At 73.5% G+C, this 14,109-nt stretch carries 11 protein-coding genes; 7 read left to right on the top strand and 4 right to left on the bottom strand.

Annotation, left to right across the window (positions count from 1 at the left end):
* Positions 1-25: 25 nt before the first annotated feature.
* Both ACIGNX_RS28830 and ACIGNX_RS28825 read left to right on the top strand, forming a co-directional pair.
* Positions 26-1,438, top strand: coding sequence for a M20/M25/M40 family metallo-hydrolase (locus tag ACIGNX_RS28830; RefSeq protein ID WP_396543954.1), 1,413 nt, complete (start codon positions 26-28; stop codon positions 1,436-1,438).
* Positions 1,435-2,502: a potassium channel family protein gene (locus ACIGNX_RS28825; protein WP_396543953.1), complete on the top strand. Its 1,068-nt coding sequence runs from the start codon at positions 1,435-1,437 to the stop codon at positions 2,500-2,502. Before ACIGNX_RS28830 ends, ACIGNX_RS28825 begins: the two co-directional genes overlap by 4 nt.
* Before the next feature lie 2 nt (positions 2,503-2,504).
* Here ACIGNX_RS28825 and ACIGNX_RS28820 read toward each other — a convergent pair whose 3' ends face one another.
* A complete protein-coding gene (locus ACIGNX_RS28820; RefSeq protein WP_396543952.1) occupies positions 2,505-4,304 on the bottom strand; it encodes a sensor histidine kinase in 1,800 nt (599 codons plus the stop codon).
* Positions 4,301-4,984 carry a response regulator transcription factor gene (locus tag ACIGNX_RS28815; RefSeq protein ID WP_396543951.1) on the bottom strand — a complete coding sequence of 228 codons (684 nt, stop codon included), beginning with the start codon at positions 4,982-4,984 and terminating at the stop codon, positions 4,301-4,303. Before ACIGNX_RS28815 ends, ACIGNX_RS28820 begins: the two co-directional genes overlap by 4 nt.
* An 888-nt stretch (positions 4,985-5,872) precedes the next feature.
* Between ACIGNX_RS28815 and ACIGNX_RS28810 the strand changes: the two genes are divergently transcribed.
* Complete coding sequence (locus ACIGNX_RS28810) at positions 5,873-6,310, top strand: hypothetical protein (RefSeq protein ID WP_396543950.1); 438 nt, start codon at positions 5,873-5,875, stop codon at positions 6,308-6,310.
* Here ACIGNX_RS28810 and ACIGNX_RS28805 read toward each other — a convergent pair.
* Positions 6,280-7,179: a neutral zinc metallopeptidase gene (locus ACIGNX_RS28805; protein WP_396543949.1), complete on the bottom strand. Its 900-nt coding sequence runs from the start codon at positions 7,177-7,179 to the stop codon at positions 6,280-6,282. The genes ACIGNX_RS28810 and ACIGNX_RS28805 overlap by 31 nt on opposite strands.
* A 15-nt stretch (positions 7,180-7,194) precedes the next feature.
* Positions 7,195-8,262, bottom strand: coding sequence for a neutral zinc metallopeptidase (locus ACIGNX_RS28800; RefSeq protein WP_396543948.1), 1,068 nt, complete (start codon positions 8,260-8,262; stop codon positions 7,195-7,197).
* Positions 8,263-8,511: 249 nt separating this feature from the next.
* On the opposite strand from ACIGNX_RS28800, the gene ACIGNX_RS28795 reads away from it, so the two are divergent.
* From ACIGNX_RS28795 to nudC, 4 genes are all read left to right on the top strand, one after another.
* Positions 8,512-10,152, top strand: coding sequence for a DUF2207 domain-containing protein (locus ACIGNX_RS28795; RefSeq protein ID WP_396543947.1), 1,641 nt, complete (start codon positions 8,512-8,514; stop codon positions 10,150-10,152).
* Positions 10,153-10,487: 335 nt separating this feature from the next.
* A complete protein-coding gene (locus tag ACIGNX_RS28790) occupies positions 10,488-11,774 on the top strand; it encodes a M16 family metallopeptidase (protein WP_396543946.1) in 1,287 nt (428 codons plus the stop codon).
* Entirely contained in the window at positions 11,771-13,159 is a 1,389-nt protein-coding gene (locus ACIGNX_RS28785; RefSeq protein ID WP_396543945.1) for a M16 family metallopeptidase, read from the top strand. The genes ACIGNX_RS28790 and ACIGNX_RS28785 overlap by 4 nt, the downstream gene beginning before the upstream one ends.
* Positions 13,156-14,106: an NAD(+) diphosphatase gene (gene nudC / locus ACIGNX_RS28780; protein WP_396543944.1), complete on the top strand. Its 951-nt coding sequence runs from the start codon at positions 13,156-13,158 to the stop codon at positions 14,104-14,106. The genes ACIGNX_RS28785 and nudC overlap by 4 nt, the downstream gene beginning before the upstream one ends.
* Positions 14,107-14,109 lie beyond the last annotated feature (3 nt).

Raw genomic sequence — 14,109 nt, 5'->3', positions numbered from 1 at the left:
TTGCCCGAGGTTATCCTGCCGCACCGTGACCGGTGATCCAGAAGAACCCGAGCATCCCGAGCGGGCGGCCGTGGCCGCGTTCGCCGAGGACTTCCTGATCGGCCTGCGCGAGTGGCTCGCCATCCCGTCGATCGGGGCCGACCCGGCGCACCACGACGACGTGGCCGCGTCCGCGCACTGGCTCGCCGGGGCGCTGCGCCGCGACGGGTGGCCCGACGTGCGGGTCTGGGACGAGGGACCGGCGCTGCCCGCCGTGTACGCCTGCCTGCCCGCCGCCGATCCCGACGCGCCGACCGTGCTGGTCTACGGCCACCACGACGTGCAGCCGGTCGACCCGGTGCAGCAGTGGCAGCACCCGCCGTTCGAGCCGACGCTGGTCGGCGAGGAGCTGTTCGCGCGAGGTGCCAGCGACGACAAGGGCCAGGTCGCGATGCACCTGCTCGGGGTGCGGGCGCACCTCGCGGCGACCGGCGCGGCGCGGCCCGCCGTGACGCTGAAGCTGTTCGTGGAGGGCGAGGAGGAGTCCGGTTCGCCGCACCTCGCCCGGCTGCTGGAGGAGCACCGCGACGACCTCGCGTGCGACCTCGTGGTGTTCACCGACACGCCGCTGTACGGGCGCGACGCGCCGACCGTGTGCACCGGGCAGCGCGGGGTGTACGGGGCGGAGGTCGTGTTCACCGGCGGCACGTCCGACGTGCACTCCGGGCGGGCCGGTGGCAGCGTGCCGAACCCGGCGACGGCCATCGCGCGGCTCGTCGCGGCCCTGCACGACGATACCGGGCGCGTTCGGCTGCCCGGCTTCTACGACGACGTGGTCGAGCCCGCCGACGCGGAGCGGGCCGACTACGCCGCGTTGCCGTTCGACGAGGCGGTGTGGCTGGCGAACGCGGGTGGTGCCCGGGGGGTGGCCGGCGAACCCGGCTGGTCGACGCTCGAACGGACGTGGGTGCGGCCGACGGCCGAGGTCAACGGCATCCACGGCGGGTACACCGGGCCGGGGCTGAAGACGATCGTGCCCGCCCGGGCGGCGGTGAAGCTGTCGTTCCGGCTCGTGCCCGACCAGCGGCCCGAACGGGTGGCGGAGGCGCTGCGGTCGTTCGTCGCCCGGCACACCCCGGCCGGGCTGCACGCCGAGGTGATCACGCGCGGTGACGGCGTGCCGCCCTACGCGGTGGACGTCTCGCACCCGGCCGTGGGAGCCGTGCGCGACGCGGTGGAGGCCGCGTTCGACCAGCCCGTGCGGTTCAGCCGGACGGGCGGCTCCGGGCCGGCCGCGGTGCTGCACGAGGCGCTCGGCGTGCCGGTCGTGTACCTCGGCGCGACGTTGCCGGATGATCGCATCCACGCGCCGAACGAGCGCGTCGTCGTCCCCCTGCTGCTGCGCGGGGCCGAGGCCGCCGCCCGGCTGTGGCGGCTACTGCCGGAGAGGTTGTCATGATCCGCCGCACCAGCCCCGGCGAACCGCTGGCCACCCGGCCCGGTCACTCGCTCGTCGGCGTGATCCGGATGCCGGACACGGTCCAGAGCCCCGTCCGGGCGATCCTGAAACGCGTGATCGGCGCGCTCGCCGCGCTCATGGCGGCGGTGCTGATCGTCTACCTCGACCGCGACGGCTACCGGGACGTCAACGAGGACGGCCTGTCGTTCCTCGACGCGGTGTACTACGCCACCGTGTCGCTGTCGACCACCGGATACGGTGACATCACCCCCGCCAGTTCGTCGGCGCGGCTGGTCAACGTCCTCGTGATCACCCCCCTGCGGGTGCTGTTCCTGATCGTCCTGGTCGGTACGACCCTCGAAGTGCTCACCGAGCGCTCGCGGCAGGCGCTGCGCATCCAGAAGTGGAGGACCAAGGTGCGGGACCACGTGGTCGTCATCGGGTACGGCACCAAGGGCCGGTCCGCGGTCAGCGCCCTGCTCGGTGACGGAGCCGAGCCGGGTTCGATCGTCGTGGTCGACACGGCGCAGTCGGCGCTGGACGCCGCGTCCGCGATCGGCCTGGTCACCGTGCACGGGTCCGGCACCAGCAACGACGTGCTGCGGGTGGCGGGCGTGCCGCGGGCCCGGGCGGTGGTCGTGGCGGCGAACCGCGACGACACGGCCGTCCTGGTCACCCTCACCGCCCGGGAGCTGGCACCGAAGGCCCAGGTCGTCGCGTCGGTGCGGGAGCGGGAGAACGAGCACCTGCTCCGCCAGTCCGGCGCGGACTCGGTCGTGGTGTCCAGCGAGACGGCGGGCCGACTGCTGGGCATGGCCACCGCCACCCCGTCCGTGGTGGACATGGTGGAGGACCTCCTGACGCCGGACGCGGGCCTGTCCATCGCCGAACGCGACGTCGAGCCGTCGGAGATCGGCGGCTCCCCGCGCCACCTGCCCGACATCGTGCTGGGCGTGGTGCGGGACGGCACCCTCTACCGGGTGGACGCCCCGGAAGCCGACGCCGTCGAAGCCGGCGACCGCCTCCTCTACGTCAAGAAGGTCACCCCGCCGAAGGAGGTCTGACCTCAGTCGGCCAGCGGAAGCCGAACCTCGAACACCGCCCCGCGCCTGCGTGTCGGCCCCACCACCGGACCACCCCGGGCCGGCCGGTCACCACCACCCGGCTGCCCGGTGCCCACCCTCTCGACGTCTGCTTTCCCAACGCTCGCCGCCGCGGCCAAGCCCGCAACCACCGCGCGCCCGGCGACCGCGCCGGTAGCGGGCGTGCCCACGTCGGCCGTGCCCACGTCGGCCGCGCCCGTGACCGACGTGCCCGTGTCGGCACCCGGCGGCCTCGACGTACTCGTCCCGGCCGCACCCGTCGCCGTCGAGCCCTTGTCTGCCAGGCTCGAACCCGGAGCGCCGGTGCCGGCTCCCCTCGCCCCCGAGGTGCCCGTGTCGCCCGCACCCGTGGCCGTCCTGTCCTTGCCGGCCGCGCTCGGCTCCGGAGCGCCGGTGCCGAGCGCGGCGGCGGCCGACGCACCGGCGGTGGCCGCGCTCGTCGCGCCCGTCTCTGTTGCGCCCGTCTCTGCGGTGGTCGTCCCTGCGATGGCCGCACCTGCCGACGCCGTGTCAGGCGACGCCGTGTCGGGCGACGAGCGGTCGGGACCGAGGCACGACAGTTCGCCCCCGTGGGCGCGCACCACGCCTCGGGCGATCGACAGCCCCAGGCCGGAACCGCCGGACCGCTGGTCCCGCGCCTCGTCCAACCGCACCAGCCGGTCGAAGATGCGTTCCCTCTCCTCCGGCGGCACGCCCGGTCCGTTGTCGGACACGGCCAGCTTCGCGAAGCTGCCCGCCCTCGACACGCGCAGCCGGACCCGCCCCGACGGACCGGTGGCCTGACGGGCGTTGTCGGCCAGGTTCGCCAGCACCTGGGCCAGCCGTTGCGGATCGCCCGACACGAACGTCGACTCGCCCTCGGCGGCGATGTCGAAGTCCGGCGCGAGCAACTTCGTGCGCCCCACCTCGGCCTCGGCCAGCGCGAGCAGGTCGACCCGTTCCCGGTGCAGTTCGAGACCCGCGTCGATGCGCGCCAACGCCAACAGGTCGTCCACCAGCCGCCCCGCCCGGCGCGACTCGCGCACCAGGAGCAGGTTCAACCGCTCCCGCTCCTCGGCGCTCGACGTCTGCATCAGGGCTTCCGCGACCGCCTGCACGCCGGCCACCGGCGTCCGCAGCTCGTGCGCCGCGTCGGCCACGAACCGCTTCGTCCTCTCCTCCGATCCCTCGAGCGAATCGAGCATGTCGTCGAACGCGGCCGCCGTCCGACCGAGTTCGTTGTCCGTCCGCGACGGGTTGAGGCGCGAGCCCCGCCGGCCGCGCGCGATCGAACGGGCCAGCGTCGTCATCGCGTCCAGCGGTGCCAACGCCCGGCGGACGACCAGCACCATCGCCCCCGCCGTCACCGCCAGCGCGCCGAACCCGACGAGCATCAGCAGCCGCCGCAGCCTCGCCTGCGCCACGGTGATCGCCGACGACTCGGCGTACACCGTGATCGTCGACCCGTCGCCCAACTGCCGGGTTACCTCGTTCGCCACCTCCTCGTCCGGATCGTTGCCGAACACCGTCCCGTCCGGCATGACCAGCCGGACCTCCACACCCCGGCCCTGCAGCCGGTCCACCAGGTCCGCCCCGCGCACCCGCTGCCTGACCAACTGCTGGGCCACCCGCGCCTTCTCCACCAGCGCGGTGTCCACGTCCCGCTTGGACTCCGCCGCGAACAGCGCGTCCACCAACAGCACGACCCCGACCAGCACGACACCGAGCACGCCGATCGCCGACAGCGCGACCCGCCGGCGCAGCGAGACGGTCCGCAGGCTCACGCGTCGTCCGCCCTCAGCACGTAGCCGAGCCCGCGCACCGTGTGGAGCAGCCGGGGGCCGTGCTCCTCCAACTTCCGGCGCAGGGCGCTGACGTGCACCTCCACCAGGTTCGGGTCGTAGTCCTCGTACCCCCACACCGCGGTCAGGATCTGCGTCTTGCCCACCACCCGCCCGCGCTGCGCGGCCAGGTACCGCAGCAGGCGCAGCTCGGTGGCGGTCAACTCGACCGGCACGTCACCCCGCAGCACCACCGCCGAGTCGGCGTCCACCACCAGGTCGCCGATCTGCACGGTCGACGGCGTCCGACCGAGCCGCCGCAACACCGCGCTCACCCGGGCGACCAGCTCGGCCAGCACGAACGGCTTCACCACGTAGTCGTCCGCACCCCGGTCGAGCCCGCGCAACCGGTCGGACACCCCGTCCCGAGCGGTCAGCATCACCACCCCGGCACCACAGGTCCGTCGGATGACCTCCAGCAGCGTGAAGCCGTCCCGACCGGGCAGCATCACGTCGAGCACCACCAGATCCGGCCGGAACCGGGCCAGGTCGCCCTCCAGTTCACGACCGTCCGGCCGGACCTGCACCTGGTAGCCCGCGTCCCGCAGGGCCGAACTCACCGCGGCACCGATCGCCTCCGCGTCCTCGATCACCAGCACCCTGGCATCAGTCGACACCTCCATATTCTGCGTCGCGTGGCTCATGGCGGCCGTGAAGCCCCGACAAGCCGGAATTCATGACGGTCACCCGCGGAAAGGCAGTGGGCGGGGGTGAAGGGCTCGGCCGGCCCGCTCCGGACCGACGCCACGGGCTTCGGCGATGTCGGGCCGGGCCAGGCCGGGTCGGTCGGGCGGTGTTCGACCGCGCGTCGAGGCGCGCTACCCGTCACCGCCCTGACCGCGGGCCGTTCGAGGAGCGGTGGTGGGCCGTGCCGGTGCGGCGACCGGTCGGACCCGTCCGGAAGTCGGCAGGGCGACTCCCGGCGGCACCGCGTGCGTAGTTGGCTGGTGGACGCGAGCGTTGACGGTCGCCGCGCTTCCGGTCAGGGGATCGACCGGGACGACGACCCCCGGTGGTACGTGGCGGGCGGGACGTTGTGGGCTGACCTCACCCGACGTGGGCGCGGAAGGGAGAGGCCGGCCGTCCGTGGCTCCCGGAGGGCGCACCGCGTCGGAGGGCTTCGAGCGGTGTGCCGTTCAGGAGCGCCCGAGGACCGGGAGGACGCCGCTGCGGACAGCGGCTGCCGGCACCGGTCATCGGAAATCGATCGGTGGTCAAGGCGGACCGTGGTTGCGCCACGACGGCCATGCCGGAGGGCTCCACCCGGACCGCGGACGTCTCAGGCGCGACCGACGGGCCCAGGATCGGAGATCCCGACGGGGCGCTCGGTGTGGCATCCGGCGACGGGCTCGGGGGCGGAGGGGTTCCAGGAGTTTCGGGTTGTGGGGCATGGGGATAGTGTCGAACAGGAGTTCGAGGGTGGGCAAGATCACTATCGGGTGATGTTTCCGCCCAGGTCACGCGGCTCGACCCGCACGACACCTGCTTGCGGCGTCTGCGACCATCCACGCGTGGCGGTTCCGCGAAGCCCGGTCCGGTGGGCGCTGGTGCTGCTGGTCGTGGGGCTGGCGGGCGTCGCGGCAGCGGTCGCGTCGTGGTGGCCGCGCACGTCCGCCGAGGTCCAGCGGGTCGCCGCCACCGTGGTCGCACCGGCCTCCTGCGGCGACGCGAACGCCTACGACCGCGTCGAACTGACGATCGGTGACCGGACCCACACCGCCAAGCTCGACGGCTGCGGCCACCAGCGGGACGAGGTCGTCGACGTCGTCCTCCCGGCCGACACCAGCGGCGAGTTCACCGTCCAAGCCGCCGCCAGCACCCCGGTCGGCATGCCGTTCCCGGCCAGGCTGACGACGCTGCTGCTGTGCCTGAGCGGTCTCGCCGGCGGCCTCTACGCCCACCTGCTGACCAGGCGTTCTCAGCCGACGTCCGCCGCCGGCGCCGCGTAGGTGTTGCACGAGGACGTCACGCCGTCGGTGAACCCCAGCGTGGCCCACTCGGCCTGGTTGTCGGGGCTGCCGTGGGCGTTCTTCTCCGGCGGCTCCTCCACGGCGTACTGGAAGTCGTCCGCCGCCTCCTGCGCCAACCCGCTCCCGATCGACCCGGACGCGGCCACCAGGAACATCCCGGCGAAGCAGTTGGCCTGCAGCTCGATCCGCCGCGACATCTCCAGCCCCGCCGGCGTCTGCTCGCCCGCGTCGGCGATCTTGCCGTCCGCCGCGCGCAGCATCCCCGACAACGCCTGCACGTGGTGCCCGTACTCGTGCGCCAACGTCGCCAGGTGCGACCCGGCGCGCTCACCGCCGCCGTTGTCCCGCAGCCGCCGCGTGGGCATGTAGATGGTCCTGTTGCGACCGCAGTAGTACGCGACCGCCTCGCTCTCGGCGGGCGCGGAGCCGCACGGCCCCTCGGCCAGGTCCGGCGAGGTGTCCAGCGCCGGCGGGTCGAACGGCAGGTTCGCCTGCTCCAGAGCCGGCCGCCACGCCTGGTCCAGGCACGCCACACCGGCCTTGTAGTACGTCGACAGCTCCGTGTCCGACACCCCGAAACCCGGCAGCGCGCACGCCACCGCCGGCAGCCGCACGGGCGTGGTCAGGAACGGGTGGTCGGCCAACCGGTGCACGGCACGCGGGCGCGGTGCCTCCGTGCCGGTCGTCTCCGCCACCTGGACGCCGGGCGCGGCCACCGCGTGGCCGTCGACCCGCCGGGACGTCTCCAGCTGTGTCAGGCCACCGAGCCCCAGCACGCACAACACGATCAACGAGAACACGCCGATGAGGACGATCGGGTTGTTCCGGGGCTCCTCGGGCGTGTGCACGGTCCTCCAGTCCGGTCAGCTGACGTCCGCCGCGCTCGCCACCCAAGTGTTGCACGCGCTGGTCTCGTTGTTCTTGAAGCCGTGGTTGACCCAGGCGGCGTTCTTCTCGGGCGCGCCGTGGTCCCGGTTGGGGTAGATCGGGTAGTCGCCGCGGTTGCCCGCGTCGGTCAGGGCCACCGAGATCACGTCGGACGGCACCGCGCCGTGGGAGAGGGGCGCGAGCGTCATCCCGCCGAAGCAGGTCGCCTGCAGCTCCTTGCGCCGGTTCAGGTCGAGGCCCTCGGGGGTGTCCCAGCCGCCCTTGTCGTACTGCGCCTGGCTGGACGCGCGGAGGATGCCCGAGAGCCACTGGATGTGGTGGCCGTACTCGTGCGCGAGCTGCCCCAGGTACTTGCCCGGGTGGTTGGGGTTGGCCGAACCCTGCTCGTTGGCGTAGTGGTTCGGCGTCCAGAAGATCGTGCCGTCGCAGTACATGGCGGTGCGGTCCGGGCCCATGTTGCCGCACGTGTTGGTGATCTGGGACGTCACCATGACCAGTTCGACGGGCTGGTAGGGCAGGTTCGCGCGCTGGAACGACGGCTTCCACATCGCCTCGATGCACGGCAGCGCGGCCCGCAGGAACCGGTCCTGGCCGGCGGGCGAGTAGTCCATCGGCGGCAGCGGGCAGCCGTCGATGTCGAACGCGCCGAGGCCCGCGCCGTGGATGGGGTTGTCGCCGAGCGTGATGACGGCCTTCGGGCCGGCCTTGGGCGTGCTGGTCGACGCGGACGGCTTGCTGCTCTCCGCGGTGGTCGTCGTCGTGGTGGTCGTGGTGGTGGGTTCGGGCGTGTACGTGTAGTTCTGGTAGCCGGCGCTGGGGGAGTCGCCGGCCACCCTGCTGCCGCGGGTCGCGGCCAGGATGCCGATCGTCGCGACGCCGAGGACGAGGAAGCCGACGATCAGCACCGCGACGAGCGGGCCCTTGCTCTTCTTCCGGGGCAGCGGCGGGTACGGCATCGGTGCCGGGCCCCAGCCGGGCGGCGGTCCGGGCGGCGGCCCCCAGCTCACGGGCGGCGGCTGCGGCGGGGCCGTCGGCGGCGGCATCGCCGGTCCCCGGGAGGGCCACGGCCGCTGCTGTGGGCCGGTGGGCGGTAGGGGTTGCCGCTGGGGCCACTGCTGGGTCGGCTGGGGCTGTTGGGGGTGGAGCGAGGCGGGCATCGGCGGCGGTCCGACCGGTCGTGGGGGCGGCCAGCCACCCGGCGGCGGTGGTTGCGTCATCGCTGGTCGTCCCCCATATCGCGGATGCCCGAAACAGCACAAGAGCTTAGGCGAACTCCGCTATCCTCCGCGGCCGTGTTGAAAAACTGGGGAGTGGCGGCCCTGTGCGCGGTCGCGCTGTGCACGGGCGGCGGCACGGCGTCGGCGCAGCCGAGCGGCACGGCCGGACTGCCCGGGACGGTCGGCGCGGACGTGCGGCTCAAGCTGGAGCGCGACGGCAGGCTGACCGTGACCGAGGTCGTCACCGTCCCCGACGGGAGGACGGCCACCCGGGCGGTCGCGTTACGCGTGCCCGTCTCGTCCGACCGGGAGCGGGTGTTCCAGGTCTCGGACGTGGCTGTCGACGGCAACGGCACGGCTACAGCATCGGACGGCGAACTCACGATCGCACTCCAGCCGGGCACGTCGACCGTCAGGTACTCCGTGGTGGGGGCGGTCGCCAAGATCGGCGACACGCTGGAGCTGCGCTGGCAGCCCGCGAGCGGCTGGGACACCGCGCTCGACTCGGTGAAGGTCTCCGTGATCACGCCGGACGCCCCGAGGTCGGTGAACTGCCTGGCGGGCGAGCCGGGCACGTCGACGCCGTGCACCAGCGCCGACCTGGGCGACGGGCGGGGCGTGCGGGTGACCGAGATCGGCCTGGCCGCCGGCGAGCGGGTCGACCTCGCGGTCGGGTTGCAGGAGGGCGTGGCGCCCGCGAACGCGCGGGTGGAGGAGACGTCCGGGTTGGCGGCGGCGTTCGCGCTGACCCCGTTGACGGGCGCCGGCCTCGGTGGGCTGGTCGTGCTGCTGCTGGGCGGCGGGTTGTTGTTGTGGTACCTGCGCGGTCGGGACGCGCGGGCGTTGGCAGGCGAGGTCGGGCCGGTGAACGTGCTGGTCACCGATGGTGCGGGGCGGGTGGCGTTCGCCTCGCCGGACGGCGTGCTGCCCGGCCAGGTCGGCACCGTGGTGGACGAGCACGTGGACGTCGTGGACGTGACCGCGACGATCGTGGACCTCGCGGTGCGCAACTACGTGTGGATCGAGGAGGTCGACGGGCACGACTGGCGGTTCGTGCGGCGCAACCCGGCCGACCCGTCGCTGTCCGGGTACGAGCGCGCGGTGTACGAGGCGTTGCTGCCCGACGGGGTGGACGCGGTAACGTTGTCGCAGCTCAGGGCCGAGCGGGTCGACCTGTCGCGAGTGCGGGACGAGCTGTACGCCGACGTGGTGGCCCGGGACTGGTTCGCGCGGCGGCCGGACGCCGAGCGCAGCCTCTGGTGGTGGGTCGGCGCGGGGATCGGCGTGCTGGGCGCGGTGCTGACGGTGGTGCTGGCGCTGGTGGGCGGTGCCGCGTTGTTCGGGCTGGTCGTGGTGGTGGCCGGGGTGGCGTTGGCGGTGGGCGCGCGGACGATGCCCGCTCGGACCAGGCGCGGGAGCGTTTTGTTGGAGCACGTGCGCGGGTTGCGCGGGTACCTGCACACGGCCACGCCGCAGGACGTCCCGGAGGCGGATCGGGAGCTGGTGTTCTCGCGGTCGTTGCCCTACGCGGTGGTGCTGGGCGAGACGGAGCGGTGGCTGGCGGCGTTCGCGGGCACGCGGCCGGGGCTGTACTGGTTCGGGGAGGCCGAGCGGGGTGGTGACCTGGGGCGGTTCGCGCAGCGGTTCCCGGTGTTCCTGGGCGCGGTGGACGGCGTGCTGGCGCAGGCGGGGCACCTGAGGTCGCTGCGCGGCTGACGTTCACCCGAACGTGATCTTGTCACCTCTCGAACAGCCGTTCGACAATAGAGCCACCCCGAACACCGGACCCGACGGGCGGCGGACGAAGGTGGGCGGGGATCGAGGCCGGAACCCGACCCGGTGCCCACACGCGCCGGCTCCACCGGGAGGGGCGGCCTGCTGAGACAGACGGTGGTCCGGATCGGCGCGGGCGCGTGCCCGGTTCCGGATCGGCCGTCGAGCCGCCGGTCGGCCGGTCCCACCCCGGTCGGTTCGCGCTGGGCGTAGCGGCGCGCTTCGGTGGGCGGGCGACCATCGAGCCCGGCAGTGGTGCGAACCCGTAGGCTGCGTTCATGGCGCTACCCGAACTGCACAGGTTCACGCTTCCCAACGGTCTGCGGGTGGTGCTCGCACCCGACCGCAGCGCCCCGGTCGTAGGAGTGAGCGTGCACTACGACGTCGGCTTCCGCTCCGAGCCGGAGGGGCGGACGGGGTTCGCGCACCTCTTCGAGCACCTCATGTTCCAGGGCAGCGAGAGCCTGGAGAAGCTGGCCCACTTCCGGCACGTGCAGTCCTCGGGCGGCACGTTCAACGGGTCGACCCATCCCGATTACACCGACTACTACGAGGTGCTGCCGTCGGCGGCACTGGAGCGGGCGCTCTTCCTCGAGGCGGACCGCATGCGGGCGCCGAAGATCACTGAGGAGAACCTGCGCAATCAGATCGACGTGGTGAAGGAGGAGATCCGGCTCAACGTGCTCAACCGACCGTACGGGGGGTTCCCGTGGATCCTCCTGCCACCGGTCCTGTTCCAGACGTTCCCCAACGCGCACAACGGCTACGGCGACTTCACCGACCTGGAGAACGCCACCGTGGACGACTGCGCGGCGTTCTTCGACACCTACTACGCGCCCGGCAACGCGGTGCTGACGGTGGCGGGCGACTTCGAGCCCGAGGCGGCGAAGGCGCTCGTCGAGCAGCACTTCGGTGACGTGCCCGCCCGTCCGGTGCCGACCCGGCCGTCGTTCGCCGAGGCGGCGCCGAAGGGCGAGCTGCGGGCCGAGCACACCGACAAGCACGCGCCGATGCCCGCCATCGCCGTGGGCTACCGGATCCCGGACCCGGTGAACGAGATCGAGGGCTATCTCGCCTACCTGGTCCTGGCCGGTGTGCTCACCGACGGCGACGGGTCGCGGCTCCAGCAGCGGCTGGTGCACCGCGACGCGATCGTGGTCGACGTGGGCGCGGGGTGCGGGCTGTTCGGGCCGTTGGAGGCGCGCGACCCGGACACGTTCAGCGTCACCGCGATCCACCCGCCGGAGGTCACCTCCGCGCAGGTGCTCGCGGCGGTGGACGAGGAGCTGCTGCGGTTGGCCGAGGAAGGGCCGACGGAGCAGGAGCTGGCCAAGGTCACCGCCCGCTGGGTGTCGACCATGCACCGGGAGCACGACCGGCTCACCAGCCGGACGCTGGGCCTCGGGTCGGCCGAGCTGCTGTTCGGGCGGGCCGAGCTGCTGTACGAGCTGCCGGACAAGCTGGCCGGCATCACCACCGACGCGGTCGCCGCGGCCGCCAAGGCACTGCGGCCGGACTCGCGCGCCGTCCTGATCCTCAACCCCGCCGACGGAGGTACCGAGTGAGCGCCCCGACCAAGCACCGCAGCGCCGAGGAGATCGGCCGTACGGAGCTAGGGCCTCGCCCGTTCCCGGAGCTGGGCGAGCAGCGGGCGGCGGCCGACCTGGACACGGTCGACACGACGCTGGCCAACGGCCTGCGGGTGCTGGCCGTGCGCCGGTCGTCGGTTCCGCTGGTCGAGGTGCGGCTGCGCATCCCGTTCGGCGACCCGGCGTCGAGCAGCGTCGGCTCGGCGCACGCGGCGCGGGCCGAGGTGCTGGCGAACACGATCCTCACCGGCACCGCGACCCGCAGCCGGGTGGACGTGGACACCGAGCTGGCGCTCGTCGGCGGCGAGCTGGACGCGGTGGTCGACCCGGAGCGGCTGGCGCTGTCCGGCAACGCGCTGGTGTCCGGCTTCGGCACGGTGCTGGACGTGCTGCGCGACGTGCTGACCGGTACGACGTACCCGGCCGACGAGGTCGAGCGGGAGCGCGCGCGGCTGGTGGAGCGCATCCGGCTGGCGCGGTCGCAGCCGAACGTGATCGCGCGGGAGGCGTTGCAGCGCCACCTGTACGGCGACCACCCGTTCGCCAAGGAGATGCCCGAGGCGGAGGAGGTCGCGGCGGTCACGCGGGACGACGTCCTGGCGCTGCACGCGTCGGCCGTGCTGCCGCGCGGTTCGGTGGTCGTCGTGGTGGGCGACGTGGAGCCGGACGCGGCGGTGCGCGCGGTCGAGGAGGCGCTGGGCGGCTGGACCGGTGAGGGCACCGCGGTGGCGTTGTCGCCGCTGCCGCCCGTGCGGGGTGGCGACGTGCTGTTCGTGCACCGCCCCGGTGCCGTGCAGTCGCAGATCCGCCTCGCCGGGCGCGGGCTGGAGCGCACCGACGACCGGTACCCGGCGTTGCAGCTCGCGAACCTGGTGTTCGGCGGGTTCTTCTCCTCCCGGCTGGTGGAGAACATCCGCGAGGACAAGGGCTACACCTACGGCGCGCGGTCGCACCCGGAGTTCACGCCGGGTGGGGCGACGCTGCTGGTGGACGCCGACACGGCCAGCGAGGTGACGGCGGCGGCGCTGCTGGAGACCCGGTACGAGCTGGCCAAGCTGGGCTTGGTGCCGCCGACGGAGTCGGAGGTCGACACCGCGCGCCGGTACGCGATCGGGTCGCTGCTGACGGCGACGTCGTCGCAGGGCGGGCTGGCGTCGTTCCTGATGAACCTCGCCGGGCTGGGGCTGGGCGTGGAGTGGTTCACCGGGCACCCCGACCGGCTGGCGGCGGTGACCGTGGAACAGGTCGCGGAGGTGGCGTTGGAGTTCTTCGCGCCGACGGCGTTCACCGGCGTGCTGGTGGGCGACGCGGAGTTGCTGACCCCGCAGCTGCGGGCGTTGGGTGGTGTGACCCTGCCGTGAGCTTCGAGTTGGTGGAACTGCCCGCGCTGTCGCGGTCCACGGTCGATCGGCGCGAGTCGCTGCGCGGGGACGCGGAACGCCTCGCGGAGCTGTGGCCGAAGGCCCGGGTCATCACCGTGGACGCGCGTGGCCGAACGCTGGTGGCCGACCGGGGTTCGCGCCTGGTCGACCGTCCCGCCACGGAGTTCGGCGACGGCCCGCCGGACACGGCCGTGCTGCTCGGCGAGCAGGGCGGGGTGGCGTACTGGGCGGTTCCGCTGACCGAGGACGAGACGGACGTGGCCGCGCCGACCGGTCGGGCGTGGTTCCGGCCGGAGCTGACCGACGAGCCGCAGTGGCTCGACCTGCGGGCGGTCGGGGCGTTGCTGGACGACACGGGCGCGGGCCTGTTCACGTCGGCGGTCGCGTTGTTCCACTGGCACCGGTCGGCGAGGTTCTGCTCGGTGTGCGGCGGGCGGACCGAGTCGGTCAAGTCCGGGTGGGCGCGGGTGTGCGAGCAGTGCGGGCGCGAGGAGTACCCGCGCACGGACGCGGCCGTGATCTGCCTCGTGCACGACGGCGCGGACCAGGTGCTGCTCGCCCGCGGCGAGGGGTGGCCCGAGGGGCGGTACTCGGTGCTGGCCGGGTTCGTCGAGGCGGGCGAGTCCCTGGAGGCGTGCGTGGCCCGGGAGATCCTGGAGGAGGTGGGTGTCGTCGTCGGCGACATCCACTACCTCGGCAGCCAGCCGTGGCCGTTCCCGCGGTCGTTGATGGTGGCGTTCGAGGCGGTGGCCGACCCGGCCGAGCCGCTGGTGCTCGCGGACGGCGAGATCGCGCAGGCCAGGTGGGTGAGCCGGGCCGACGTGCTGCAGGCGCTCGCCGAGCCCGGCAGCGTGCCGGACCTGCTGCTCGCGCCGGGGGCGTCCATCGCCTACCGGATGATCCAGTCGTGGGCGGCGGCGGGCTGACCC

This window comes from Actinosynnema sp. NPDC053489, from assembly GCF_044544865.1.
Classification (GTDB): domain Bacteria; phylum Actinomycetota; class Actinomycetes; order Mycobacteriales; family Pseudonocardiaceae; genus Actinosynnema.
The sequence above is the reverse complement of the archived record's forward strand: the minus strand, read 5'-3'. Positions and strand labels throughout refer to the sequence as shown.